This window comes from Sphingobium sp. B2D3C (genome assembly GCF_025961835.1).
In the GTDB taxonomy this organism is placed as follows: domain Bacteria; phylum Pseudomonadota; class Alphaproteobacteria; order Sphingomonadales; family Sphingomonadaceae; genus Sphingobium.
The window spans coordinates 534,977-560,817 of sequence record NZ_JAOQOK010000001.1; the positions used below are offsets into that span (position 1 = coordinate 534,977).

The following is a 25,841-nucleotide window of genomic DNA, read 5'->3' on the forward strand; positions in this document are numbered from 1 at the left end:
CCCGGCAAGGGTTGCGTGGCGTTCGGCTGTCTTTGACCAGATCGCCCCGATCAAGATTTTCGACGTGCCCAGCCATGGTCGGCGGGGACGTTGTCGCCGACGAGCATTCAGATGACCAGCACTCAACCGATTCGTGGAATTCTGCTCTGCGCCGCCGCTCTGCTGCTGTTCGCGGCGCTGGATACGACCACGAAAGTGCTCACCGCGCATTTCGAGGCGCCGGTGATCGTGGCGGCGCGTTTCATCGGCAACCTCTTGTTGATGCTCGTCGTCATGGCGCCGCGCGGCGGGCGGGAGATGGTGCGCACGACGCGCACCGCGCTCGTCTGGTTGCGTGGCTGCTGCCTCGCCTGCGCCTCCGTGCTGATGGCGCTGGCGCTCACCCGCATGCCGGTCGGCGAAGCGACGGCGATCATGTTCCTCGCGCCGACGCTGGTCGCGCTGGGTGGAGGGCTGCTGCTCGGCGAGGAGGTCGGGCTGCGGGGCTGGGGCGCCGTGCTGCTCGGGCTCACCGGCGTCGTGCTGATCGCGCGGCCGGGTGGCGGGCTGGATGTGGTGGGCGTCATGCTCGCTCTGGGCGCCGCCATTCTCAATGGCACCTATCAGCTCATGTCCCGCACGCTGGCGGCGACCGAGAAGACCTTCGCTTTGCTCTTCTACAGTGCTGCCGTGGGCAGCCTCGTCTTCGGCGCGGTGGCGCCCTTCTACTGGGCGGGGCGGATGCCGACGCTGCTGGAAGGCGCGCTACTGGCGTCGCTGGGCCTGTGGGGCGGGGTGGGGCATTATCTGTTCACGGCGGCCTTTCGCCATGCCCCGGCTTCGACGCTGGCGCCGATCACGTATCTGCAGGTGCTGTGGGCGACAGTGCTGGGCTGGATCGTGTTCCGGCATGTGCCCGATCCGGTGGCGATTGTCGGGATGCTGACGATCGGGAGCGCCGGCATGTTGATCGTGCTGAAGCGCCGCCGCCGGACTCCGCCCGCAACAGTGTGAGCGCACCGGAGGGGTCAGCCCTCCGCGGTGGCCGAAACCTCATAATGGGTGATCTGCTTGTCGCCGATGCCGAGGTTATCCCATGTGGCGCGCCAGTCCTTCATGTGCTGGCTCGCGGCATGGGCCTGCTGGGCCTCGCGGTCGCGAAACACCTCGAAGATGCGCAGAAGACCGGGTTCCGCGAGATCCTCGGCGAAGCTGTAGGCGATGCAACCCGGCTCCGCGCGGCTGGCTGCGACCATCCGCGCAATAACCGGACGCGCCGCCGGCAGGTTCTCCGGCGGCAAGCGAACGGTCCCGGCGAGGATCAGCATCAGCGGATCGGCGAATCCGGGGCCAGCCGCATGTCGAGATAATTGTCGACGCTCATCATCAGCTGGTCGAGCTCATGCTCGAAGAAGTGATTGGCGTTGCGGATCTCGTCATGATGGATGGTGATGCCCTTCTGCGTGCGCAGCTTGTCGACCAGCTTCTGCACGGAGGCGGCCGAGACGACCTCATCGTTAACACCCTGCACGATGATGCCGGACGCGGGGCAGGGCGCGAGAAACGAGAAGTCGTACATGTTGGCCGGCGGCGCCACCGAGATGAATCCGCGCACTTCCGGGCGGCGCATCAGCAACTGCATGGAGATCCATGCACCAAACGAGAAACCGGCGATCCACGTCGTCTGCGCTTCCTGGTGGAAGCTCTGGATCCAGTCGAGCGCGGCGGCGGCATCGGAGAGCTCGCCGATGCCATTGTCGAACACGCCCTGCGAGCGACCGACACCCCGGAAATTGAACCGCAGCGTCGCAAAACCGCGCTTCACGAAGGTCTTGTAGAGCGCCTGCGTGATGCGATCGTTCATCGTGCCGCCGCCCTGCGGGTGCGGGTGCAGGATCAGCGCAACAGGCGCACGCGGGCGGGGCGGAGGGCTGAAACGGCCTTCGAGACGGCCTTCGGGACCGGGAAAAATGACGTCGGGCATGGCACCTGAGACTTGAAATGGGAGCGGGCGACCGAGACTGGCCGACGACGCGGGACGGGCGCTTATATAGGCGGAAGCGCGATTTTCGCAATGTTTCTGGTGGAGGGCGCCCGCTTCAGCCCCCGAACCAGCCCAGAGCAGCGGCGGTGAGGGGGTTCGCTGGGTCCAGCAGCAGCTTGGTGGTGAGCGCGAGGGACATGACGATCAGCAGAGGCCGCGCGATTCCGGCGCCGAAGCGGATCGCGAGATAGGCGCCGAATTGCCCGCCTGCGATGCTGCCGACGGCCATGGCAAGGCCGGTGATCCAGAGGACATGCCCGCCGATGATGAAGACGATCACGCTGGAGAAATTGCTGGCGAAATTGAGCAGTTTGGTATGGGCCACGGCGCGGATGAGGCCCAAGCCGAACAGGCCGACCAGCGCGGTGGTGAAGAAGGAGCCGGTGCCGGGCCCGAAAAAGCCGTCATAGCCGCCGATGATCGCCGCTGTGACGATAAGCGCGAGCGGGCCGAAGCGGCTGTGCCTGTCCTCATCGCTCATCCGGGGCGAGAGCAGGAAATAGAGCACCATCGCGATCAGCAGCATCGGCAGCAGCGCGGAGAGGAAGCCGGAAACAATCCGCGTCACCAGAAACGCGCCGCCCGCAGAGCCGATAAATGACGCCAGCGCCGGCAAGGCGAACCGGCGGAAATCGATATGTCCGCGCCGGGCGAAGGCGATGACGGCGCCGCAGGTGCCAAAGCTGCTCTGGAGCTTGTTGGTCGCCAGCGCGGCTACGGGCGGGATGCCCGCCGCCAGCAGCGCGGGAATGGTGACGAGGCCGCCGCCGCCCGCCATGGCGTCGATGCTCGCGGCGAGAAACGCCACGCCCATGAGGATCAGGATGATGTCGAAAGCGGGATCCATGTCTTCGCATATCAGGTCTGTGCTGCGCCGCAACATGGCTGATTGCACCAGAGGGCAAATCCATTTGCCGCGGCGCGACGGGCCTGTAGGGAAGGGGCGATGAGCCGACGCATCTATCTCGATCATGCCGCGACCACACCGCTGCTGCCGCAGGCTCGCGCGGCGATGCTGGCCGGGTTCGATGCTTGGGCCAATCCCTCATCACCGCATGCCACCGGTCGTCAGGCGCGCGCCATGCTGGAGGATGCTCGCCGCCGCGTGGCGCAGGCGCTGGATTGGGATGGGCATGTGCTGTTCACCGCTGGCGCGAGCGAGGCGCTGGGCATCGCGTTGACGCGCGCAAGGGCGTCTCCCTTGCTGGCAGGGGCGAGCGAACATGATGCTGTGCTGCGCCACATCCCGGAGGATCGCCGGCTGCCGGTCGATCATGACGGGATCGTGTGCCTGCCCGATGCCATGGCGCAGGGCACGCTGATCGCGATCCAGCAGGTCAATAGCGAGACCGGCGTGATCCAGCCGCTGGAGGCGTTCGCCGAGCGCATCCACGCGCAAAACGGCCTGCTGCTGGCCGATTGCAGCCAATCGGCCGGGAAGATGGCGCTGCCGCAAGGCGCGGACCTGATCGTCCTGAGCGCGCACAAGCTGGGCGGGCCGATCGGCATTGGTGCGCTTCTGGTCCGAGATCTCACGCTGCTGGCGCCGAGCGGCGGACAGGAGCAGGGCTACCGCGCCGGCACCGAGGCCATGCCGCTGGCGCTAGGCTTTGCGGCGGCGCTGGAAGCTCCGCGCGACTGGTTGGCTGACGTCGCCGGTTGGCGCGAGCGGATGAACGCGGCTATTCTCGCAGCCGGCGGTGAGATCGTGGCGGACGCCTCCCCGCGCTTGCCGACTATCGCCAGCTACCGAATGCCCGGCGTGTCCGCGCAAGCGCAGCTCATCCGCTTCGACATGGCCGGGATTGCGGTGTCGGCGGGCAGTGCCTGCTCGTCGGGCAGCTTGCGCACCAGCCATGTGTTGGCGGCCATGGGTTGGCCGCAGGCTGAGGCCGCCGAGGTGATCCGTGTCACTATGGGGCATGACACGTGCGCGGCCGACATTGACGATTTTCTCACTGAGTGGCAGGCCATCGCGCACGGGAACGCAAGACGATGATCTACCTCGATTACCAGGCCACCACGCCGCTGGCGCCGGAGGTTGCGGATGCCATGGTGGCCGCGATGGATCATTATGGCAATCCGAACAGCGCGCATCGCATCGGTCGCATCGCGGCGGCGGATGTCGAACTGGCGCGGGGTCGCATCCTCGATGCGCTGGGCCGCGCGGATGGCCGCCTGATCTTCACCAGCGGTGCGACCGAGGCGCTGAACACGGCCATTATCGGCGCCGCGCGGGCTGCTCCGCAGAGCCGGCGACGGGTGGTGACGGTGGCGACCGAACATGCCGCCGTGCTCGATACGGTGATGGCCTTGCGCCGCGAGGGTTTCGAGCCGGTGATCGTGCCGGTGAATGCCGACGGGCTTGTCGATCTGGAGATTGCCGAGGCGGCGATCGATGAGCGAGCCGCCTTGCTTGCGGTAATGCAGGTGAACAACGAGATCGGCGTGGTGCAGCCACTCGACCGGCTGTTCGTGATCGCGCGCGCGGCTGGCGTGCCGACATTGTGCGACGCCGTGCAGGGTTTTGGCCGACTTGCGACCCCTCAGGCGGACCTGATCGCGATCAGCGCTCACAAGATCCACGGCCCGAAGGGCGTGGGCGCGCTGTGGCTGCGCGAAGGCCTCGACCTGCCGCCGCTCATGCATGGTGGCGGGCAGGAGCAGGGGGTAAGGCCGGGGACGCTCTCGCCCATGCTGTGCACGGGCTTCGGTGTGGCCGCGCAACTGGCGGCGCAGCGCCGCTATGCCGACCTCGCCCATGTCGAAGCGCTCTGGACGCGCGCGCTGGAGCTGTTTGCGGATTGGCACCTCAATGGCACCGGGGAGGCGCGCTATCATGGCAATCTCAATCTCCGCCGGGCGGGGCTGGACGCGGCGCGGCTGATCTCGGACGTACGGACTGTCGCCGTCTCGCTCGGGTCTGCTTGCGCGAGCGGGTCCGGCCGGCCGAGCCATGTGCTCAAGGCCATGGGTCTGAGCGATGCAGAGGCGCGCAGTTCGGTGCGGATCGGCATGGGACGCTACACCAGCATGGCCGATCTGGAAGAAGCCGCGAGCCTGCTCAATCAGGCCGCTGACGCACAGGGAGTGCCCGCATGACCTTAGTCCGCTTCATCAGCGCCAATGGCGAACATGTGCAGGAAGTGGAGGCCAGCGCGGGCGACATTCTGCTCGATGTGGCACAGGCCGCCGGCCAGCCGCTGGAAGGCACCTGCGAGGGGCAGATGGCCTGCTCCACCTGCCATGTGATCGTGGACGCGGAGCACTTCAGCAAGCTCCCCCGCGCCAGCGAGGATGAGGAGGACATGCTCGATCTGGCCGCCTCCACCACTCGGACAAGCCGGCTCTCCTGCCAAATCGTGCTGAGTGACGCGCTGGAGACGCTGACCGTGCACATTCCCGCCGAGAGTCGGAACATGCAGGGGGCGTGAGGCAGGGCAGGCTGGCCACTCCCGTCGTTCTCCGTCATCTTCGTGAACAAGGAATCCAGAACCAGCTGAACCGCTCTTCCGCTCCTGGATTCCCGCGTTGGCGGGATTGACGGGAAAGTGACCTCACGGCTGGCCTCGCGCCGCTTGCATTTCCCGCCTCATACCGCCATATGCGCCGCGGAAGTCGGGCGGACGTAGTCTTCGCCAACCTGGTCAGGTCCTGACGGAAGCAGCCACAACGAATTCGCTGCGGGTCGTTCCGGCTTCCACCTCCTCTTCATTGTCATCGCCTTGTTCTGCAGCGCTCTTCTGCTTGCGGGCCTGCGCGCGGACTTGCCGGGGGCAGGATAGGGCGTCATGGGCATGGCGTCATAGGCAGGCCGCGCTTTCGTGGCTGAGCGGCGCGCGCGAAAGGACTGAGTTCATGGCCGGCAGATCCCGAACCATCGTCTATCTCATGCTGGTGCTGGTGATGCTGCTTTGGTCCGGCAACTCCGTGGTGGCGCGGGCGATCCACACGGAAATGCCGCCTTTCACGCTAGCCTTCTGGCGCTGGAGCGGCGCGACGCTGATCGCATTGCCGGTGGCCTGGCGCTATTTGCGGCAGGACTGGCCCGTCGCGAAAGCCAATTGGAAGATCATTCTGTTCCTCGGCGTGATCGGCGTCGGCTGCTTCAACGCCTTCATGTATTCCGGCCTGCAATATACGACGGCGGCGAACAGCCTGCTCATCCAGGCAGCCATTCCTGCGTTGGTACTGCTGTTCGACTTCCTGTTCTTCCGCAATCGCCCGCGCGCCATGCAGGTGGTCGGCGTGATCATGGCAGCCGCCGGGGTGCTTACGATCATCCTGCAGGGCAATCCGTCGGCCCTGTTCTCGATGGTGTTCAACCGGGGCGATCTGCTGGTGCTGTGCGCGGTCAGCCTCTGGTCGCTCTACACGGTGTTTCTTCGCCTGCGGCCCAAGATCCACGGGCTGAGCTTTCTGGCGATCACCGCGTTCATCGGCGTGCTGTGCATGGCGCCGCTGTCCGCTTATGAACTGGCACATGCGCGGGTGATCATGACGCCCGGCGTCGCGGCGGGCGTCGCCTATGTCATCCTGCTGCCCTCGCTGGTCGCCTACTTCCTGTTCAACCTGGCGGTGGAGCAAATCGGCGCGGGCGATGCGGGGCAGGTGATCAACCTGCAGCCGGTGTTCGGCGCGCTGCTCGCCGCGCTGCTGCTGGACGAGCCGCTGCATGGCTATCATCTTGCCGGTATGGGCCTGATCTTCATTGGCATCGCGCTGCCCTTCCTGCGGCGATCCGTCCGCGCCCCGATCGCGCATTAACTTCCGGCGCGAGTGCGGCTAGAACGAACGCAATGACCGATTCCTCAGACGATCCGGGCTTCGACCTTGGCGAACCGCCCCGGCCGCAAGCGGCTGTGGCGCCTGACGCGCCCGCCTATCGCGTGCTCGCCCGCGCCTATCGCCCGCAGACCTTTGCCGAGCTGATCGGCCAGGAAGCGATGGTGCGCACGCTCGCCAATGCGATCAAGCGCGAGCGTTTGCCCCACGCCTTCCTGATGACCGGCGTGCGCGGGGTAGGGAAAACCTCTACCGCGCGGCTGATCGCCAAGGCACTCAATTGCGTCGGTCCGGACGGGCAGGGCGGGCCAACGATCGATCCCTGCGGCGTCTGCGAACCGTGCAAGGCGATTGCCGAGGGGCGCCATATCGACGTGATCGAGATGGACGCGGCCAGCCACACCGGCGTCGATGATGTGCGCGAGATCATCGAGGCGGTGCGTTACGCAGCCGTCTCCGCGCGGTTCAAGATCTACATCATCGACGAAGTGCACATGCTCTCGCGCAATGCCTTCAATGCCTTGCTCAAGACTCTTGAGGAGCCGCCGGAGCATGTGAAGTTCCTGTTCGCCACCACCGAGGTGAACAAGGTGCCGATCACGGTGCTCTCCCGCTGCCAGCGCTTCGACCTGAGGCGCATCCCGGTGGAGTTGCTGGTCGATAATTTCCGCATGATTTGCGGCAAGGAAGGCGTCGTCGCCGAGGACGATGCCCTGCGCCTCATCGCCACCGCGGCGGAAGGCTCGGCGCGCGATGGTCAGTCGATCCTAGATCAGGCGATTGCGCATGCCGGGGTCGGCGAGGATGGCCGGCCCTTCGTGCAGGCCGATCAGGTTCGCGAAATGCTCGGCCTGTCTGATCGCGGCGCGACGCGGCGGCTGTTCGACCAGATTCTCGATGGCGATGCGCCGGCGGTGCTGGCGACATTGGGCGAGCAGGAAGCGCTCGGCGTCGAGCCGCTCGCCACGGTGAATGCCTTACTCGATCTCATCCATGCGGCGACGACTGCCAAGGCCGGGCGTGGCGCTGGCCTCGACCGCATGCCGGAGGCCGAGCGCGGCGCGATTGCCGGCTGGGCAGAGCAATTGTCTTTCCCGGTGCTGCATCGGCTGTGGCAATTGCTGCTCAAGGGCCATGCCGAGGTTGCCGCTGCAGCGCGGCCCCACGCGGCCTGCGAAATGGCGCTGCTGCGGCTGATCCACGCCTCAGCCATGCCGGACCCGGCCGAACTGGCGCGGCTCATCCGCGACGGTGCCGGTGGCGGGCAGGTGAGCCCGACGATGCCGGCCCCTGCGCCCAGTGGGACGTTGAGCGAAGCGGCCCAGGCGGCCCCGAGCGCTCCGCCGCCCGCGCCGCCAGCCGCGCCTGAGCCGGAGTCGGAAGCGGCAACGCCAGCGCTGCCGACGGATTTTGCCGCGATGGTCGAGGCGCTCAAGGCGCGCCATGCCCGGCTCAGCGCGGAGCTGCATGATTATGTGAGCCTTGTGCATTATGCTCCGCCGGAACTGGCCTTCCGCATCCTCCAGCCGCTCGATGCCGATTTCCCCCGGCAAGTAGCGGCGGCGTTGCGTGAGGTGACGGGCGAGGTCTGGGATGTCCGCTCGACGGATGCCCACGGCCAGCCAAGCCTGCGCGAGCAGGAGCAGGCCGCCAAGGAAGCGCGGCTTGCCCAGATCAGCGCTGCGCCCATCGTGGCTGCCGCGCTGGAAGCATTCCCCGGAGCACGGCTCGTGGACCCGGATGATGAGCAATATAGGAGTGAAGGCTGATGAAGGACCTCAACGACATTCTCGGCATGGCCAGCCGGGTGCAGGAGGAAATGCAGAAGGCGCAGGCTGAACTCGATAACATCGAGGTCGAGGGTGCGTCCGGCGGCGGACTGGTCAAGGTGCGAGCGAGCGCCAAGGGCCGCATCCTTGGCCTTTCGGTCGATGAGAGCCTGATCGTGCCAGCCGACAAGACGATGCTGGAAGACCTGATTGTCGCTGCCTTCAACGATGCGCGCGCCAAGGCGGATGAAGCCGCCAACGAGCAGATGAGCAAGATGACGGCTGGTCTGCCGCTGCCGCCGGGCTTCAAGATGCCGTTCTGATCGGCGTAAAAAGGCGATAGTTTTTACCCGCGCTTAACCAGTTCAGCCGTCAGTAGCTTTTCGCGCCGTTGAAATGCGCGCGCGGCTGAACGATATGATGCATTGATCGTTTTTCGCGATGCGCGGGAAAAGCGACCGGGTTGTGAAGCGGCCCCTTCTGCACGAAGGCGGTTCGCAGGCTCAGGGGTAAGGCCCCCTGGCTGGATTGGAGTGACAATGGATCTTGATCTGCCTCTCTTGCCGCTGCGGGATATCGTCGTTTTCCCGCAGATGATCGTGCCCCTGTTCGTGGGACGCGACAAGAGCGTGACGGCGCTTGAAAAGGCGATGGCGGGCGACAAGGACATCTTCCTCGTCGCGCAGCTCGACCCGAGCGAGGACGATCCGGATCGGGAAGCGCTTTACGACATGGGCGTCATTGCCAGCATCGTGCAGATGCTCAAGCTGCCCGATGGCAATGTCCGCGTGCTGGTGGAAGGCAAGCAGCGCGCCTCCCTGACCGCGTTGACGGATGCCGAGGATCATATCGTCGCCGCCGTTGCACCGCTGGACGACATCGTCGTGGGCGGTGCTGAGGTCGAGGCGATGATGCGCTCGGTCACCGACCAGTTCGAGAATTACGCCAAGCTCAACAAGAAGCTGCCGGCGGAAGCTGCCGCGCAACTGCGCGAGATCACCGAGGCTGGTCGCCTGTCCGATTTCATTGCGGCCAACCTGGCCGTGAAGGTCGCCGACAAGCAGTCGCTGCTGGTCGAGGGTGATCCGCTCAAGCGCCTGGAAATGGTCTTTGCCTTCATGGAAGGCGAACTCGGCGTGCTGCAGGTCGAGAAGAAAATCCGTGGCCGCGTGAAGCGCCAGATGGAGAAGACCCAGCGCGAATATTATCTCAACGAGCAGCTCAAGGCGATCCAGCGCGAGCTGGGCGGCGGCGAAGGCGAGGAGGGCGATGAGCTTTCCGAGCTGACCGAGAAGATCAAGAAGACGCGCCTGAGCAAGGAAGCGCGCAGCAAGGCGGAAGCCGAGCTGAAGAAGCTGCGCTCCATGCAGCCCATGTCGGCCGAAGCGACGGTGGTCCGCAATTATCTCGATGCGCTGCTCGGCGTGCCGTGGGGCAAGAAGAGCAAGCTCAAAAAGGATCTGGTGAAGGCGCAGGACGTGCTGGATGCCGATCACTTCGCGCTCGACAAGGTCAAGGACCGGATCATCGAATATCTCGCAGTGCAGGCGCGCTCCGACAAGCTGAAAGGCCCGATCCTTTGCCTTGTTGGCCCGCCGGGTGTCGGCAAGACCTCGCTGGGCCGCAGCATCGCCAAGGCGACGGGCCGCGAGTTCGTGCGCCAGTCGCTCGGCGGCGTGCGGGACGAGGCCGAGATTCGGGGCCATCGCCGCACCTATATCGGCTCCATGCCGGGCAAGATCGCGTCCAACCTCAAAAAGGCCGGCGCGATGAACCCGCTGGTGCTGCTCGACGAGATCGACAAGCTCGGCCAGGATTTCCGGGGCGATCCGGCATCGGCGCTGCTCGAGGTGCTGGACCCGGAGCAGAACAGCAAGTTCCAGGACCATTATCTGGAGATCGACCTCGATCTGTCGGACGTGATGTTCGTCACGACCGCCAACAGCCTCAATCTTCCGCAGGCGCTGCTCGACCGCATGGAGATCATCCGGCTGGAGGGCTACACCGAGGACGAAAAGCTGGAGATCGCGCAGCGGCATTTGATCGAGAAGCAGATCGAGGCCCATGGGCTGAAGGAAGGCGAGTTCGCTATCGAAGAAGCCGCGCTGCGCGACCTTATCCGCTATTATACACGGGAAGCGGGCGTGCGGACGCTGGAGCGCGAGATCGCGCGGCTGGCGCGCAAGGCGCTCCGCCGTATCCTTGAGGGCAAGGAAACCAGCGTGACCATCACGCCGGAGAATCTCGGCGATTATGCGGGCGTGCGGAAATTCCGTCATGGCATTTCCGAGGAAGAGCACCAGATCGGTGCCGTCACCGGCCTTGCCTGGACGGAAGTTGGCGGCGAGCTGCTCACCATCGAATCGGTGACGGTGCCCGGCAAGGGTCAGATCAAGACGACCGGCAAGCTCGGCGACGTGATGACCGAGTCGGTGCAGGCGGCCTTCTCCTATGTGAAGGCGCGCGCCCCAGCTTATGGGATCAAGCCGAGCATCTTCAACCGCAAGGATATTCACATCCACCTTCCCGAAGGCGCGGTACCCAAGGATGGGCCGAGCGCTGGCATCGGCATGGTGACGTCTATCGTCTCCACGTTGACCGGCATCCCCGTCCACAAGGATGTCGCGATGACCGGCGAAGTGACGCTGCGCGGCCGGGTGCTGCCCATTGGCGGGCTGAAAGAAAAGCTGCTCGCTGCGCTGCGCGGGGGAATCAAGACCGTGCTCATTCCGCAGGAGAATGAGAAGGACCTGGTGGAGATTCCGGCGAACATCAAGGAAGGCCTTGAAATCGTGCCGGTGAGCCATGTGGACGAGGTGCTTGCCCGGGCGCTCACCGGGGCGCTGACACCGATCGACTGGTCCGAGGAAGATGATCTCGCCGCCCAGCCTCCGATCGGCTCGGCAGCCGAGCATGAGCAGCGGATGCGGCACTGAGTCTCGCGATGATCGTCATGACACCGATGCCCAAAACAGCCCGATTTGAAGTTAAGGGCGGTTAAGGATCGTCGTAAATGGCCCTGTCCGTCGCCCGGACCGGACCGATCATCGTGAAAAACAGCGTAAATCAGGGTTTTTAACGGGTTTGAGGCGCAAATCTCTTTGACACTTGCGACGAAGCAAGCCTTTATGCGCGCCTTCGTCGCATGATTCCCACCACAAGTTTTCTCAAGAAGGGGGTTCCCAAGGCATGAACAAGCAGGATCTCATCAGTTCGGTCGCGGATCAGAGCGGCCTCACCAAGGCCGATGCGAACAAGGCTGTTGAGGCAGTGTTCGACGCGATCACCGCCGCTCTCAAGAAGGGCGATGAAGTTCGCCTCGTTGGCTTCGGCACGTTCTCCGTTTCGCAGCGCAAGGCCTCGACCGGTCGCAACCCGCGCACCGGCGAAACCATGGCGATCAAGGCTTCCAGCCAGCCGAAGTTCAAGGCCGGCAAGGGTCTCAAGGACGCCGTCAACTAATCAACTCGATCGATCGTTGCCCCGCGCTTTCCGGCCGGGGCACCGCTTGATTGGATCGCCGACAGGGAACGCGACGTCCCATGTCGGCAAAGGCCGGGCTCTGCCTGGCCTTTTTGATTTTCAGCCGGGGGAAGGCTGAGGATACCCGGTCTGCCGGGAAAAGCGTGCTAATCCCGAAAGGGGCGCGCTCTGTGCTTGACGGCGGTCCTCCCGGGGCATTATGGGCCGCCTCTCGATAGCGTCGATGGACGCTGTGGCGATCGTAGCTCAGTTGGTTAGAGCGCTGGTTTGTGGTACCAGAGGTCGCGGGTTCGGATCCCGTCGATCGCCCCATTTTCTTCTCCGAGATTTGGATGACTGGCCGCCGCGCTGCGTGCGCGGGGCTGACAGCCCGTCGCGCGCCGCCTATAGGCACGGCATGGCAAAAGCAGACGATGATCGGGAGGAAGGGCTGCGGCTCAATCCTCGCTATGACCGCGATGGGCTGATCACAGCCGTGGCGAGCAATGTCGATACCGGCGAACTGCTGATGCTGGCGCACATGAACGCGCAGGCCCTGGCCGCGACGATCGAAACGCGCGTTGCCCATTTCTGGTCCCGCAGCCGGGGCAAGCTCTGGCGCAAGGGCGAGGAGTCCGGCAACGAACTCCACATCGTCGACATGCGGATGGATTGCGATCAGGACGCGATCTGGCTGCTGGTCAAGCCCGTAGGGCCGGCCTGCCACACGGGCCGCGTCAGTTGCTTCTATCGCCGCGTGACGGATGACGGTCTTGAATGGATCGACCGCGAGCCGCACGCCCATTGATCGGTGACGGATATGTCGCTCAGTCTCGCCGGGACGCCCGCGTGCAGGGGTTGATTTTCCGTTGACGTAAACGTAAACTGCGCGTCTGACCTTCACGGAGGGATGAATGCAATGACGAAGCTCCAGATGATTGCCGGCATTCCCCAGCCGGAACGGGACGGGCGGGAAGAGTTTTCGATCTCCGACCTGTGCGATGAATTCGAAGTGACGCCGCGCGCTCTGCGCTTCTACGAGGATGAGGAACTCATCTCGCCGCGCCGGCAGGGCCTGACGCGGGTCTACAGCCATCGCGATCGCGCGCGGCTCGCCTGGATCTTGCGCGGCAAGCGGGTGGGATTCAGCCTGGCCGAAATCCGCGACATGATCGACCTGTACGATGCCGGCGACGGTCGGCGCACCCAGCGCGAATTTACCGTCGCCAAATGCGAGGAGCGGATCGGATTGCTCCAGCGGCAGCGGCAGGATATCGACGAAGCGATTGAAGAGCTGAAGAATTTCGTCGCGCTCGTCGAGGAAAATCAGCGCCTGTCAGGCGAACTCAACTAAGACTTTCTACCACGGAGAGGCCCATGCCCAGCTACAAGGCGCCCGTCGCCGACACCATGTTCATCCTCAACGAGATCGTCGGGCTGGAGCGTCTGACGAACAATCCCGGCTTTGCTTCGGCGACCAGCGATATCGTTCAGGCCATTCTCGAAGAGGGCGGCAAGTTTGCCAGCGAGGTGCTTAGCCCGCTCAATGCCGTAGGCGACCAGATTGGCTGCAAGCGCAATGACGATGGCACGGTGACGACGCCGCCGGGCTTTCAGGAGGCCTTCGACCAGTTCGTCGCGGGTGGCTGGACCACGCTGCATGCGCCGGAGGAATATGGCGGGCAGGGTCTGCCTATCGTGCTGGCGATCGCCGCCGAGGAATATTTCACGGCGTCGAACCACGGCTTCAACATGTATCACGGCCTGACCGGCGCCGCGGTCAGCGCGATCCTCGCCAAGGGCGACGATACGCTCAAGCAGAAATATGTGCCCAACATGGTCTCCGGCCAGTGGTGCGGCACCATGAACCTGACCGAGCCGCACTGCGGCACCGACCTCGGCCTCATCAAGACGCGCGCGTTGCCGCAGGATGATGGCAGCTACAAGATCACCGGCACCAAGATCTTCATCTCGGCCGGTGAGCACAGCATGGCCGAGAACATCATCCACCTCGTGCTGGCCAAGACGCCGGGCGCGCCCGCAGGCAGCAAGGGCATCTCGCTGTTCCTCGTGCCCAAGATGATGGTCAATGACGATGGCTCGCTGGGGGCGCACAATGCCGTCACCTGCGGCTCCATCGAGCACAAGATGGGCATTCACGGCAACGCCACTTGCGTCATGAACTATGACGATGCGACGGGCTGGATGATCGGCGAGGAGAATAAGGGCCTCGCTGCGATGTTCATCATGATGAACCAGGCGCGGCTCGGCGTGGGCCTTCAGGGCCTCGCGCAAGGTGAGCTGGCTTATCAGCAGGCGGTCCATTACGCGATGGACCGGCGGCAGGGCCGCGCGCTGACCGGCGCTGCCGAGCCGGACAAGCCTGCCGATACGCTGTTCGTGCACCCCGATGTCCGCAGGATGCTGATGGAGTGCAAGGCGCTCACCGAAGGCCTGCGCGCGCTGGTTCTATGGGGCGCGCTGCAGGTCGATCTCATCAAATATGCGCCGACCGAGGAAGAGCGTCAGGCGGCGGATGACATCATCTCGCTGCTCACCCCGGTCATCAAGGGCTATGGCACGGACAAGGGCTTCGATGTCGCCGTGCTCGCGCAACAGGTGTTCGGCGGCCATGGCTACATCCGCGAATGGGGCGTGGAGCAGGCGGTGCGGGATGCGCGCATCACCATGATCTACGAAGGCACCAATGGCGTTCAGGCCATGGATCTGGTCGGCCGCAAGCTGCCCGCCAATGGCGGTCGCGCGGTGCAGGCGCTGTTCAAGATGGTCGCCGAGGATGTCGCCGCCGGCAAGGCCGTGCCGGAGACGGCTGCTATTGCCGAGGCGCTGGAGAAGGCCAATCAGCAACTGCAGGCCGCGACGATGTGGCTGATGCAGAATGCCATGCAGAACCCGAACAATGCCGGCGCGGCGGCTTACGCCTATATGCACATCACGGGCATCGTCGCGACGGGCATGATGTGGCTGCGCATGGCGATGGCCGCGCAGGCGCAGCTCAATGCGGGTACGGGCAACCCCGATTACATGAAGGCCAAGCTGGTGACGGCCCGCTACTTCGCCGAGCGCATCATGCCGGAAGCCGGCGCACTGCGTCGCAAGATCGAGGGCGGCGCTGAGGTGCTGATGGAGCTGCCGCCTGAGGCGTTCCTGACGGCAGCCTGATCGGGCTTATCCTGCGGGACCAAGAAGCGGCTTCCTCTCTCCGGAGAGGGAGCCGTTTTCACGTCGATGGCTGAGGTTCAAGGCTTTGCAGAGGCCGGCGCATCAGCCCGCAGCGGCGCCTTGAACAGCGCGGCATCGCCGGGCTTGAGCGGCACCAGCTCGCCACGCTGCATGTCGGCGACCGGACGCGCGCCGGCAGGCAGCTTGATCTGCGAGGCTTCCCCGCGTTCGTCGGCCAGCAGCTTGGGCGCCGGTGCGCTCGGCGTGCGGCGGACCATGCAGTTGACGCGCGGCACGTCGCGGAACTCGTCGCAATTGTAGAGCGTGCGCTCGATACCGCTGTCCTTCATGCGGATATAGGAGAAGGACATGGAGGCGAGGCTGGTTTCCGCGACCGGGAAGCTGCGTGGCGTCGCCTTGTCGCTCGTCCAGGCCAGCAGGCGACATTGGGCGCGACCGGCGCACAGGCGCGCGGCGGCGTCGGCATAACGGGCCGGATCGCCGCCCGGATCGAGCGTCATCACAAAGCCGGTGCCGCCGGGCTCGATGGCAGCCAGCCGACCGGGACCGATGCGCTTGCCGATATCCGCAGCGCCAAGCACAGTGGGGGCGGTGGCGTCGTCGATCAGCGAGCCGGGCAGAGTGCCGGCCAGCGCGCCATCATCGGCGTGAACGGGCGACAAGGCGGCGAGCTTGGCGATGGCAGGCTCGGCAGCGATGCTCAGGCTCCGCGCAAAGGCCGGCGGCGTGCCCCACCAGCCCTCCCAGCGGAAGAACAGGTGCGTATCGACCGCCGCGACCTTGTCGAGCGACTTGCTCCAATAGGGCATCACCCAGTCGGTGTGATAATGGGTGCTGTAGCCCACGGGCGCATAGACATCGCCTGCGAGCATCCGCGCGGCATTGCCCCGGGCGCGATCCCAGGCTGCCGTGGACGGGCGGCGCGCCATGGCGCCATCGCAGGTAAAGGTGAACTGGCAGCCGGTCGCCCGCTCCTGCCCCTGAAACACCACGCCGCACACCGTCTTGGGGAAGGCGGGGTGGCGCAGGCGGTTGAGCACGACCTGTCCCACGGCGCGCTGGCCCTTGGCGTCGTCGCCGGCCTCATAGATCATTGCGGCGGCAAGGCAGTCGGTTGCGCGGCCCAGTGCCACCGCATCGCCCTTGAACGTGAAGGGGCGGGCGGCAGGATTGGGTGCGGTCGAGAATGGGATCTGCGCGTTCAGCTGCCGCGCCTGATCGGGATGGGAGGCGTCGAGCACCAGCGGCTCGACGACGGGCACGGGGCTGTTATCCGGTGCCTTGGGCAGGGCTGTGCTCACGGCCTCGCTGCCGGACAGGGCGGTAACGCTGGAGCGATTGCCGATGGCGAGCAGCGCCAGAGCGCCGGTCAGGATCAGCCCCAGCAGGCCAGCCAGCACGAGTCGGCCTTGGCGCGAAGAGAGCGCCGGGAATGCCGATTTTCGCGCAATCAGACCGTTGGTTGCCATACGTCCTTCCGCCAAAGCCGCCATGCGCGGCCGGAGAGGGCGGTATGTGTGCCTTTAGGCCGCGTTAGGCAAGAGCGGCACGGCCAGCCGCCCGGCCACAGGGACGGCCGTGCCATAACGGGAAATTCCGGCCGGCAAGTCTTAACGGCTCGCCGGCACGGGATGGTCGACCCGGATCAGCCGGCTTCGGGCAGGAAGTCCGGCACCGAGAGATAGCGCTCGCCAGTGTCGTAATTGAAACCCAAAACCTTGGCGCCGGCGGGCAGTTCCGGCAGCTTCTGGGCAATGGCGGCCAGCGTGGCACCGGAGGAGATGCCGACCAGCACGCCTTCCTCGCTGGCAGCGCGGCGGGCATAGCCCTTGGCATCGGCGGGATCGACCTGGATCACGCCGTCCAGCAGATCGGTATGCAGATTGGCCGGGATGAAACCGGCGCCGATGCCCTGGATGGGGTGCGGGCCGGGCGCGCCGCCGCTGATGACCGGGGAGAGCGTCGGCTCCACGGCAAAGACCTGGAGGCCCGGCCACATTGCCTTGAGCACCTGCGCGCAGCCGGTGATGTGCCCGCCCGTGCCGACGCCGGTGATCAGTGCATCCAGCGGCTCATCGGCGAAGTCGTTGAAGATTTCCTGCGCCGTCGTGCGGACATGGACATCGATATTGGCCGGATTCTCGAATTGCTGCGGCATCCACGCACCGGGTGTGGCGGCCACGATCTCCAGCGCGCGCTCGATGGCGCCCTTCATGCCCTTTTCACGCGGGGTCAGGTCGAAGCTGGCACCGTAGGCCAGCATCAGGCGGCGGCGCTCCAGGCTCATGCTCTCGGGCATGACGAGGACGAGCTTATAGCCCTTCACGGCGGCGACCATGGCAAGGCCAATGCCGGTGTTGCCGGAGGTCGGCTCCACGATGACGCCGCCGGGCTTCAAGCTGCCGTCCTTTTCCGCAGCTTCGATCATGGCCAGCGCGATGCGGTCCTTGATCGATCCGCCGGGGTTAGAGCGCTCGGACTTGATCCAGACATTCGCGTCGCCAAACAGGCGGTTGAAGCGGATGTGCGGCGTGCCGCCGATCGTTTCGAGAATGGACGAGACTTTCATGGGCAATCCTCCATAAGGCGATCGATCAATTAAAACTTAATCGATAGAGATTTGCAAGGGGCGGACTCTATCCTTCTTTTGCGGGAGCAGCGCCCGCGTGGGAAGGTCGGAAATGAACCTCGGGCGGATCGAACGTCCGGGCATTCCGCAATTCAGGGAAAAGGCGCGACCACCACAAGGTGATGGCAATCGCACCCACGCCGCCGGCAATCACAGCAGCGATCGGCCCGATGAGCGCGGCGAGAAAGCCCGACTCGGCATCGCCCAGCTCATTCGAGGCGGAAATTGTCATCATCGATACGCTGGTCACCCGGCCGCGCATGTCGTCGGGGGTGTGAAGCTGGATGAGTGATTGGCGGACGAACACAGAGAACATGTCCGCACTGCCCCACGTCGCCATGGCGAACAGGGCGACGATGATCGCGGTCTGCTGCGGCATGAAGGCGGTGAGGCCGAAGACGATGGTCGCCAACCCGAAGATGCCGACGGACAGCATCATTTTCAGCCCGACATTGTGGCGCAGCGGCCGGAACGAGAAGAACAGCGCCGTCAGACCCGCGCCGATGCCGGGCGCTGCGGCAAGATGTCCCAGGCCCTGCGAGCCGATATGGAGCACATCGCGCGCATAGACCGGCAGCAACGCCGTGGTGCCGGCGAGAAGCACGGCAAAGAGATCGAGCGTGATGGCACCGAAGACCAGCCGGTTGGTCCGCACATAGGTGAGGCCATCGATGATCTGGCCGATCGGATGACGGTCGCGCTGGCGGGCCGCTTGCGGCACCTTGCCGACGAAGATCATGCCAATGACCGCCACGCCAAACAGGGCGCTGCTGAACATGTAGGCAAAATAGGGCTTGAACGCGTAGGCATAGCCGGCGACGGCCGGCCCGACGATGCTGCCGGCCTGCCAGAACATGCTGCTGAATGCGATGGCGCGGGGCAGCAGGTCCTTGGGGACGATGTTCGGGCCCAGGGAGCCGAGCGCTGGCCCCTGGAAGGCGCGGGCAAAGCCGATCAGCGCGGCGAGTGCGAAGATCAGCGGCAGGCTGATCCATCCTTCGTAGCTGGAAAGTGCCAAAATCCCTGCCGAGAAGAGCAGCAGCGAGAGCGTGCCCATGGCGATGCGGGTGCGCGAATAATTGTCCGCGACAAGCCCCGCAAACGGCGTCAGCACAAAGACCATGACGAACTGGATGAGGCCGATCAGCCCCAATTGCGCCGCCGACTGCCCGGGAGACATGGTCTGGCGCGCGATGTTGTAGGCTTCCCATGCGATGATCAGCGCCATGCCGTTCGATGCGAGGATCGTCGACAGGCGGACCATCAGATAGGCGCGGAAGGCGCCGATCTGAAAGGGATGGGTCGGTGGCTTGCGCCCGGCGGTGCCGTCAGGCTCGCGAGAAGATGGGCTGACCATGCATGTTCCTTGGCGCAAGGCTGGCGACGGCGCAACGGACCAAAACGCGCGCAGGGCAAAGATTTTCGATTGCCGCGCGCCTTCGCTGGGGCTGAACGAAAAAGGCCCGGCAGGAACCCACGCTCCGCCGGGCCGAGTTTGAGCACTGGGGCTGCCAGCGCCCTTCGGGTCGCAGCTCCGCCCTAAGAAAACAGGGTTAATGAGTCATCAGGAAATAAAGCGGCTTGTCATTTTTCCTGGCGCACCTGCGGCGTCATGAACACAATTGCGCCGCCTGAGGTGCCGCATCTCAGGCGAGGCTGATGAAGCTGTCCAAGACCCTTTTGGCGCCGGCCTGCTCGAAATCGATCTCCAGCTTGTTGCCTTCGATGCCGGTCACTGTCCCATAGCCGAACTTCTGGTGGAAGACGCGGGTGCCGAGGCTGACGTCGCTGCGGCCCTTGTTGCCAAGGCTCACCGCGCTCTGCCGCGCCTCGACGAGACGCGTCGGCTCGCGCGAGAACTGGCTTTGCGCCCTTTGCCAGCCCGGTCCGCGGCCTGAGCTGCGCGCGACATTGGCGAACGGATCGTCCCGCTCCGACCAGTTGGCGCGCCACAGGCTTGCGCCGCCGGTCATGGTGTTTTCCTCGTCCACCGTCTCCTTGGGCAATTCGCCAATGAAGCGGGAGGGGATGGAACTGGTCCACTGGCCATAGACCCGCCGGTTGGCGGCGTGCAGGATCAGGCAGCGCTGGCGCGCGCGGGTGATCGCCACATAAGCCAGCCGGCGCTCTTCCTCCAGGCTGGCAAGGCCGCCTTCATCGAGCGCGCGTTGCGAGGGGAACAGGCCATCTTCCCAGCCCGCGAGGAATACGGTGTCGAACTCCAGCCCCTTGGCGGCGTGGATGGTCATCAGCGTCACCTTGGCTTCATCGGCCTGCGCCTCATTGTCCATGACGAGGCTGACATGCTCGAGGAAGGCCCCGAGCGTCTCATATTCCTCCATGGCGCGCGTCAGCTCTTGCAGGTTCTCCAGCCGTCCGCTTGCCTCGGTGGTGCGCTCGGCCTGGAGGGCAGCGGTATAGCCGCTCTCGTCCAGAATCTGCCGCGCGAGATCGGCGTGGTTCATCGCATTGGCGAGGTCGCGCCAGCGGGCGAGATCGCCGATGAACCGCCCCAGCGAGCGCCGCGCCTGCGGCGTCAGCTCGTCCGTATCGAGGATGCGCGCGGCCGCGCTGGTGAGTGGCTCACCCATGGCGCGCGCGAGGCGGTGGACCTTCTCGACCGCCTTGTCGCCAAGGCCCCGCTTGGGCACGTTGACGATCCGCTCGAACGCGAGATCGTCCGCCGGCTGGTTGACGAGGCGCAGATAAGCCAGCGCATCGCGGATTTCGGCACGCTCGTAGAAGCGGAAGCCGCCGACGATGCGGTAGGGCAGGCCGATCTGGATGAAGCGGTCCTCGAACTCGCGCGTCTGGAAGGAAGCGCGCACGAGGATGGCGATCTTCTCGGCGCCGACGCCCTGCCGCCCCAGCGACTCGATCTCCTCGCCAACGCGGCGGGCCTCTTCCGGCCCGTCCCACACGCCGATGACACGCAACTTCTCGCCATCGGCCTCCTGCGTCCACAAGGTCTTGCCGAGCCGTCCGCCATTCTGCGCGATGACGCCGGAGGCTGCCGCGAGGATATGCGGCGTCGAGCGATAATTCTGCTCCAACCGGATGATCGCAGCGCCGGGGAAGTCGCGCTCGAAGCGCAGGATGTTGGCCACTTCCGCGCCGCGCCAGCTATAGATGCTCTGGTCGTCGTCGCCCACGCAGCATATGTTCTTGCGCTGCTGGGCGAGCAGCCGCAGCCAGAGATACTGGCTGGTGTTGGTGTCCTGATACTCGTCCACCATGATGTAGCGGAAGCGCTGCTGATATTGCTCCAGCACCTCGCGATCGGTCTTGAAGATCGTCAGCATGTGCAGCAGCAGATCGCCGAAATCGCAGGCGTTGAGTGCGCGCAGGCGGGCCTGATACAGCGCATAGATCGCCGCGCCCTTGCCATTGGCGAAGGCCTCGCTCTCGCCCGCGTCGATTTCGCCGGGAGTGAGGCCCTTGTTCTTCCACTTGTCGATCAGCCCGGCCAGCGCGCGGGCGGTGAAGCGCTTCTCGTCGATCCCCTCAGCGATGATGATCTGCTTCATCAGGCGCAACTGGTCGTCTGTATCGAGAATGGTGAAATTGCTCTGCAGCCCGACCAGTTCGGCATGGCGGCGCAGCATCTTGGCACAGACCGAGTGGAAGGTGCCGAGCCAAGGCATGCCCTCGACCGCTTCGCCGATCATTCGCCCGACGCGCTCGCGCATCTCGCGGGCGGCCTTGTTGGTGAAGGTGACGCACAGGATCTCGGAGGGCCAGGCGCGGCGGGTCGCTACCAGATGGGCGAGGCGCGCGGTCAGCGCTGCCGTCTTGCCCGTGCCGGCGCCGGCCAGAACCAGAACCGGCCCTTCCGTGGTCAGCACAGCCTCGCGCTGCGGCGCATTGAGGCCCTGGATATAAGGCGGGTCGGCAGGAGAGGGGGCTGGCAAAGGATCGGTCACAGGCGAACAACTAGGGAACGGGTGGGGCTGGGGCAAGGGCCTTGGCGTGCGTTCCGACCGCTTCATCCCGATTACGCCCCCGGCGGTCTGCGGCGGATGGTTCGACCGGAACGGCTGTCCCGCTGCGGGATTTCCATCCCACAAGAACGATCACTCATAGGAGGATGCGATCATGCGCTTCTCAACCATTCTCGCCTGCGGTGCCGCTTCGGCACTGGCCTTCGCTGCCCACGCACAAGACATGCCGCCTCCGGGTGGAGCGCCAGCCGGCCCGCCGTCCGCGACCGCGCCGATGCCGGGCGACACACCCGGGCCGATGCCGGGCGGGACGGACACCATGCCCCCGCCGACTGGTAACCCCATGCCCGGCGATGGCATGAACCCGCCGCCGCCGCCGCCTGCTCCCCCGCCGCCCCCTGCACCCGGCGGCACGACGCCGCCGCCGCCTCCGCCCCCCGGTGGTGGTCAGGTTGAGATGATGCCGCAGCGGCCCGTGGAGCAGACCGCTCCGCAGCCCCCGGCAGAATATCCGGTCTGCTCGCGCACCGTGAAGGACGGGTGCAAGAACCCTGGCGGGCAATAACTAACTGAGCTTCTGCTGAGGTCGGCCTCCGTCTAGGTCGCCGGCCTCAGCAGGACCAATTTGGCCTTGCCGACCACGCGCTCGGCATCGCAATCGAAGCCTTTGACCGCGATCTCTTCCCGCTTTTCGGTCTCGATGCTCACCCAGGTGCTGGGGCCGACCCAGCCGAGCCGGGCGAGCTTGTCCAGAGCGACGGCACCCGCGCCGGTACCATAAGGCGGGTCCATGAAAATCACATCCAGCGGCGCCGACGTGGCGCCAAGCGCGAGAACATCGTTCTGGCGGATGTCGGGGCGCGCAAGTCCGAGCTTTTCGGCATTTTTGCGCAAGGCTGTGATCGCAGCCCGATCGCGCTCGACAAACAGGCATGTCGCCGCCCCGCGCGACAGCGCCTCAAGGCCCAGTGCGCCGGAGCCGGCAAAGAAATCGCCCACCGCAAGCCCTTCGAATGAGCCCAGCCGGCTGGTGAGCATCGAAAACAGCGTCTCGCGCGTGCGGTCTGCCGTCGGGCGCGTTTCCTCGCCGATTGGCGCCACCAGCGGGCGGCCCCGCCATTGTCCTGAGATGATCCTCATTTGAGCGTCTTGCGGAACTTGATGAGATCGACCTGGCGCACCTCGGCCACTTCAGCAGGCGCGGAATCGCCCAGCACGAAGGGACCGTAGCGGGTCCGGATCAGCCGGCTGACCTTGAGGCCGAGATGTTCGAGCACGCGCCGCACTTCGCGGTTCTTGCCTTCGGTCAGGGTCATTTCGATCCACTGATTGCGCCCGGTCCGTCGCTCCAGATTGGCGTCGATGCGACCATAGCGCATCCCCTCAATCTCGACGCCCTCGATCAGTTCTTCAAGCTGGGCCTGGCTGATCTCCCCGAACGCGCGCGCGCGATAGGTGCGCTCGACACCGGTGGAGGGCAATTCCAGCTGCCGCTTCAGCTCGCCATCGGTGGTGAGCAGCAGCAGGCCTTCAGTGTTCAGATCGAGCCGGCCCACGGGCATCACGCGCGGTAGGTCGGCGGGCAGGCGATCATAAATGGTCGGTCGCCCGGCCGGGTCCTTGGCGGTGGTGAGCAGGCCGGCCGGCTTGTGGAAAAGGAACATGCGGGCCGGTGCGGGTTCCTTCACCGCCACACCATCCACCGTCACGCCGCGCAGCGACTTGAGCAAGGTTGCGGGCGTTTCCACCAGCGTGCCGTTCAGCGCCACGCGCCCTTCTGCGATCATCCGCTCGACATCCCGGCGGGAGGCGACGCCCGCGCGGGCCATCAGCTTGGCGATGCGCTCGCCCTCGCGCGCCGTGCCATCATCGGCGGCCTGGCGCACTTGCGGCGTGACGCGGCCTGCGCCCCGGCGCGCTCTGGGCGGCTGGGCTCGACGATCGGTTGCGCCGGCTGCAGGGCGCTGGGGACGGCGAGGTCCGGAAGGTCCACGAGTGTTCGACAAAATCTGTGTCCGTTTTTGGGGCGGCTGTGTCATCGCTGCACTGGCGAATCGCAGCCGCGCGACCTAGCGTTTTTGTGCGCCGGGATCGATCCGTTTTCGGTCTGCGGTTTGGCGCAACGGGAATGAGGCGGCAATGTTTTTCTCGAAGGAGACGCAGCGAATACGCCGCATCCTGATTGTCGAGGATGAGCCGCTGCTCGCGTTCGATGAAGAACATACCCTCCAGACGGCCGGCTATGAGGTGGTCGCGACGGTCGATCGCTTCCGGGAAGCGACGGCGATCATCCTCGAACAGGGCGCGGTCGATCTGGTGGTGACCGATGTTCGGCTTGCCGGTGTCCGCTCGGGCGTCGAGTTGGCCCGCCATGCCCGCGAACTCGGCATCGCCGTGCTGTTCGCGACGGCCACCTGCCCGGAGGAAGCGCGCGATCAGGACATTGCGCTCGGGTGCCTCTCCAAGCCGTTTCTGCCGCGCGATCTTATCCGTGCCATTGGCGTGTGCGAGCGGGTGATCGGTGGGCGCTCGCCCGGCCGGCTGCCGGCGGGGCTGAAGCTCTTCAAGCGCAACTGAGGGCTGCGCTGGCGCGCCGGCAAAAACGATGCTTTGAATTCCGGCGTAGCGCTCTAAGACTGCGGGTTCAGGCCCAAGCAGTCGGAGTGTGCATGTCGCAGACCCTCATATTCGCCGTGATTGTCGGTGCAGTCGTGGCGAGCGGCTTCTTCGTTCCGAGCTTCCGCCCCTATTTGCGGCCCATGCCGTTCGTTGCGTTTCTGCTCGGCATATCGAGCGGTTTTCCGCTGACGCTGCTGCTGGCTACAATGACCTTCTGGCTCTCCAAGGTCGGCATCGACAAGTCCACGATCGGCTTCGCTATCGGCCTGACGACCCCCTACACGCTCAAATTCCTGTGGGCGCCTCTTGTCGACAAGGTCCCACTGCCTGTGCTCACCCGCCTGTTCGGGCAGCGGCGCGCGTGGCTGTTCTTCATTCAGGCGCTGCTGTTTGGCGCGATCTGGCAACTGGGCGCCAGCGATCCGGCGACCGATCTCGCGCGCTTTGCCCTCTGGGCCATTGCCGTCGCCTTCCTCTCCGCCACGCAGGATATCGTGATCGATGCCTATCGCATCGAAATCCTGAGCGAGCAGGAATTGCCGCACGGTACGGCGATGAACCAGTTCGGCTATCGCACCGGTAACCTGCTGGCCGGCGCCGGGACGATCTTCCTCGCTTCCACGGAAGGCGCCGGGCTGGGTTGGGCCGTCGCCTATGGCATCACTGCCTTCTGCGTGCTCCCGGCTGCCATTGGCGCGCTGCTAGCGGGGCCGGGGCGCTATGTGGAGCACCGCGCGGTGCGCGAAGGGCTGGCGATGGGCGACTGGCTCAAGGAGACCATCGTCAATCCGTTTCGTGAGTTCCTCTCCCGCCACGGCGCCTTCCTCGTCCTGGGCTTCGTGCTGATCTACAAGATCGGCGATGCCATGGGGCAGGTGATGCTGGCGCCGATGATCGTCGAGCTGGGCTTTACCGATACCGAATATGTCACCGTCAACAAGTTCGTCGGCTTTGCCGCGCTGATTGCCGGGTCGGCGCTGGGCGCGCCGTTCATCGCCCGGCTGGGCATGGGGCGTGCTTTGTTCGTCTCCGGTGCGATGATGATGCTCTCCAACCTGCTGTTCTGCGCGCTCGCCGTGGCCGGACATTCGACGCCGATGCTCGCGCTGGCGGTGGGGACGGAGAATTTCACCAGCGGCATCGGCCTGACGGTGTTCGTCACCTACCTGTCCGGCCTGTCGAGCCTCGCCTATACCGCGACGCAGTTTGCCTTGCTCTCATCCTTCGCCGCAGTCGGCCGGACATGGCTCTCGACGCCCTCGGGCTATCTCGCCGAGGGGCTGGGCTGGGTCGGTTTCTGGGCATTCACCGTCGTGGCCGCCATTCCGGGCATGATCCTGCTCTGGATCATGTGGACGAAAGGCTTCGTGGTGGAGTCCGTGCGACAGCCCAGCACGCAGGACGATTAG

Annotated in this window: 24 protein-coding genes, 1 tRNA gene and 1 other RNA gene; 17 read left to right on the plus strand and 9 right to left on the minus strand. The window is 65.3% G+C overall.

The genetic code is table 11. From position 1 onward, the window contains the following. Positions 1-111: 111 nt before the first annotated feature. Positions 112-993 (plus strand): DMT family transporter, encoded by an 882-nt coding sequence (locus tag M2339_RS02425; protein WP_264570945.1) that lies wholly within the window; start codon positions 112-114, stop codon positions 991-993. Positions 994-1,007: 14 nt separating this feature from the next. Here M2339_RS02425 and M2339_RS02430 read toward each other — a convergent pair whose 3' ends face one another. The 3 genes from M2339_RS02430 to M2339_RS02440 form a co-directional block, all read right to left on the minus strand. Further along, on the minus strand, positions 1,008-1,307 hold the full coding sequence (locus tag M2339_RS02430; RefSeq protein ID WP_264570944.1) for a putative quinol monooxygenase: 300 nt from the start codon (positions 1,305-1,307) through the stop codon (positions 1,008-1,010). After that, positions 1,307-1,963, minus strand: coding sequence for an alpha/beta hydrolase (locus M2339_RS02435; protein WP_181560275.1), 657 nt, complete (start codon positions 1,961-1,963; stop codon positions 1,307-1,309). Before M2339_RS02435 ends, M2339_RS02430 begins: the two co-directional genes overlap by 1 nt. 115 nt (positions 1,964-2,078) lie before the next feature. After that, positions 2,079-2,870 carry a TSUP family transporter gene (locus M2339_RS02440; protein ID WP_264587616.1) on the minus strand — a complete coding sequence of 264 codons (792 nt, stop codon included), beginning with the start codon at positions 2,868-2,870 and terminating at the stop codon, positions 2,079-2,081. Between the two features lie 99 nt (positions 2,871-2,969). Between M2339_RS02440 and M2339_RS02445 the strand changes: the two genes are divergently transcribed. The 13 genes from M2339_RS02445 (at position 2,970) to M2339_RS02505 (ending at position 15,222) form a co-directional block, all read left to right on the plus strand. Beyond that, positions 2,970-4,022, plus strand: a complete 1,053-nt coding sequence (locus tag M2339_RS02445) for a cysteine desulfurase family protein (RefSeq protein WP_264587615.1) — start codon at positions 2,970-2,972, stop codon at positions 4,020-4,022. Further along, complete coding sequence (locus M2339_RS02450) at positions 4,019-5,125, plus strand: cysteine desulfurase family protein (RefSeq protein WP_264587614.1); 1,107 nt, start codon at positions 4,019-4,021, stop codon at positions 5,123-5,125. The genes M2339_RS02445 and M2339_RS02450 overlap by 4 nt, the downstream gene beginning before the upstream one ends. Continuing rightward, positions 5,122-5,457: a 2Fe-2S iron-sulfur cluster-binding protein gene (locus tag M2339_RS02455; RefSeq protein ID WP_264587613.1), complete on the plus strand. Its 336-nt coding sequence runs from the start codon at positions 5,122-5,124 to the stop codon at positions 5,455-5,457. Before M2339_RS02450 ends, M2339_RS02455 begins: the two co-directional genes overlap by 4 nt. A gap of 176 nt (positions 5,458-5,633) precedes the next feature. Beyond that, an RNA gene (ffs, locus tag M2339_RS02460) (signal recognition particle sRNA small type) lies at positions 5,634-5,731 on the plus strand. Between the two features lie 150 nt (positions 5,732-5,881). Further along, positions 5,882-6,790, plus strand: a complete 909-nt coding sequence (locus tag M2339_RS02465) for a DMT family transporter (RefSeq protein WP_264575311.1) — start codon at positions 5,882-5,884, stop codon at positions 6,788-6,790. A gap of 32 nt (positions 6,791-6,822) precedes the next feature. Continuing rightward, the gene (locus tag M2339_RS02470) at positions 6,823-8,577 is read left to right on the plus strand and encodes a DNA polymerase III subunit gamma/tau (RefSeq protein ID WP_264587612.1); all 1,755 of its coding nucleotides are present in this window, start codon (positions 6,823-6,825) and stop codon (positions 8,575-8,577) included. Beyond that, positions 8,577-8,900: a YbaB/EbfC family nucleoid-associated protein gene (locus tag M2339_RS02475; RefSeq protein ID WP_264570937.1), complete on the plus strand. Its 324-nt coding sequence runs from the start codon at positions 8,577-8,579 to the stop codon at positions 8,898-8,900. The genes M2339_RS02470 and M2339_RS02475 overlap by 1 nt, the downstream gene beginning before the upstream one ends. A gap of 216 nt (positions 8,901-9,116) precedes the next feature. Then, positions 9,117-11,513: an endopeptidase La gene (gene lon, locus M2339_RS02480; RefSeq protein ID WP_264587611.1), complete on the plus strand. Its 2,397-nt coding sequence runs from the start codon at positions 9,117-9,119 to the stop codon at positions 11,511-11,513. A 253-nt stretch (positions 11,514-11,766) separates the two neighbouring features. Beyond that, entirely contained in the window at positions 11,767-12,039 is a 273-nt protein-coding gene (locus tag M2339_RS02485) for an HU family DNA-binding protein (RefSeq protein ID WP_181560266.1), read from the plus strand. A 256-nt stretch (positions 12,040-12,295) separates the two neighbouring features. Then, positions 12,296-12,372: transfer RNA gene (locus M2339_RS02490), tRNA-His, on the plus strand. 85 nt (positions 12,373-12,457) lie between these two features. Continuing rightward, positions 12,458-12,847: a phosphoribosyl-AMP cyclohydrolase gene (gene hisI / locus M2339_RS02495; protein WP_264578410.1), complete on the plus strand. Its 390-nt coding sequence runs from the start codon at positions 12,458-12,460 to the stop codon at positions 12,845-12,847. 111 nt (positions 12,848-12,958) lie between these two features. After that, entirely contained in the window at positions 12,959-13,393 is a 435-nt protein-coding gene (locus M2339_RS02500) for a MerR family transcriptional regulator (protein WP_181560264.1), read from the plus strand. A 23-nt stretch (positions 13,394-13,416) separates the two neighbouring features. Further along, on the plus strand, positions 13,417-15,222 hold the full coding sequence (locus M2339_RS02505) for an acyl-CoA dehydrogenase C-terminal domain-containing protein (RefSeq protein WP_264573325.1): 1,806 nt from the start codon (positions 13,417-13,419) through the stop codon (positions 15,220-15,222). Positions 15,223-15,299: 77 nt separating this feature from the next. Here M2339_RS02505 and M2339_RS02510 read toward each other — a convergent pair whose 3' ends face one another. The 4 genes from M2339_RS02510 to M2339_RS02525 form a co-directional block, all read right to left on the minus strand. Continuing rightward, positions 15,300-16,712 (minus strand): cell wall hydrolase, encoded by a 1,413-nt coding sequence (locus M2339_RS02510; protein ID WP_264587610.1) that lies wholly within the window; start codon positions 16,710-16,712, stop codon positions 15,300-15,302. A 176-nt stretch (positions 16,713-16,888) separates the two neighbouring features. Continuing rightward, complete coding sequence (gene cysK / locus M2339_RS02515) at positions 16,889-17,812, minus strand: cysteine synthase A (protein WP_264587609.1); 924 nt, start codon at positions 17,810-17,812, stop codon at positions 16,889-16,891. Between the two features lie 67 nt (positions 17,813-17,879). Next, positions 17,880-19,229, minus strand: a complete 1,350-nt coding sequence (locus tag M2339_RS02520) for an MFS transporter (protein ID WP_264578414.1) — start codon at positions 19,227-19,229, stop codon at positions 17,880-17,882. A 289-nt stretch (positions 19,230-19,518) separates the two neighbouring features. Beyond that, complete coding sequence (locus M2339_RS02525; protein WP_264587608.1) at positions 19,519-21,861, minus strand: ATP-dependent helicase; 2,343 nt, start codon at positions 21,859-21,861, stop codon at positions 19,519-19,521. A gap of 106 nt (positions 21,862-21,967) precedes the next feature. Between M2339_RS02525 and M2339_RS02530 the strand changes: the two genes are divergently transcribed. After that, a complete protein-coding gene (locus M2339_RS02530; protein ID WP_264587607.1) occupies positions 21,968-22,378 on the plus strand; it encodes a hypothetical protein in 411 nt (136 codons plus the stop codon). 32 nt (positions 22,379-22,410) lie between these two features. Here M2339_RS02530 and rsmD read toward each other — a convergent pair whose 3' ends face one another. Then, a complete protein-coding gene (rsmD, locus tag M2339_RS02535; protein ID WP_264587606.1) occupies positions 22,411-22,953 on the minus strand; it encodes a 16S rRNA (guanine(966)-N(2))-methyltransferase RsmD in 543 nt (180 codons plus the stop codon). After that, complete coding sequence (locus M2339_RS02540; RefSeq protein ID WP_264587605.1) at positions 22,950-23,852, minus strand: pseudouridine synthase; 903 nt, start codon at positions 23,850-23,852, stop codon at positions 22,950-22,952. The genes rsmD and M2339_RS02540 overlap by 4 nt, the downstream gene beginning before the upstream one ends. 100 nt (positions 23,853-23,952) lie before the next feature. Between M2339_RS02540 and M2339_RS02545 the strand changes: the two genes are divergently transcribed. Both M2339_RS02545 and M2339_RS02550 read left to right on the plus strand, forming a co-directional pair. Continuing rightward, positions 23,953-24,390 carry a response regulator gene (locus M2339_RS02545; RefSeq protein WP_181560256.1) on the plus strand — a complete coding sequence of 146 codons (438 nt, stop codon included), beginning with the start codon at positions 23,953-23,955 and terminating at the stop codon, positions 24,388-24,390. Between the two features lie 92 nt (positions 24,391-24,482). Then, complete coding sequence (locus M2339_RS02550; protein WP_264570926.1) at positions 24,483-25,841, plus strand: AmpG family muropeptide MFS transporter; 1,359 nt, start codon at positions 24,483-24,485, stop codon at positions 25,839-25,841.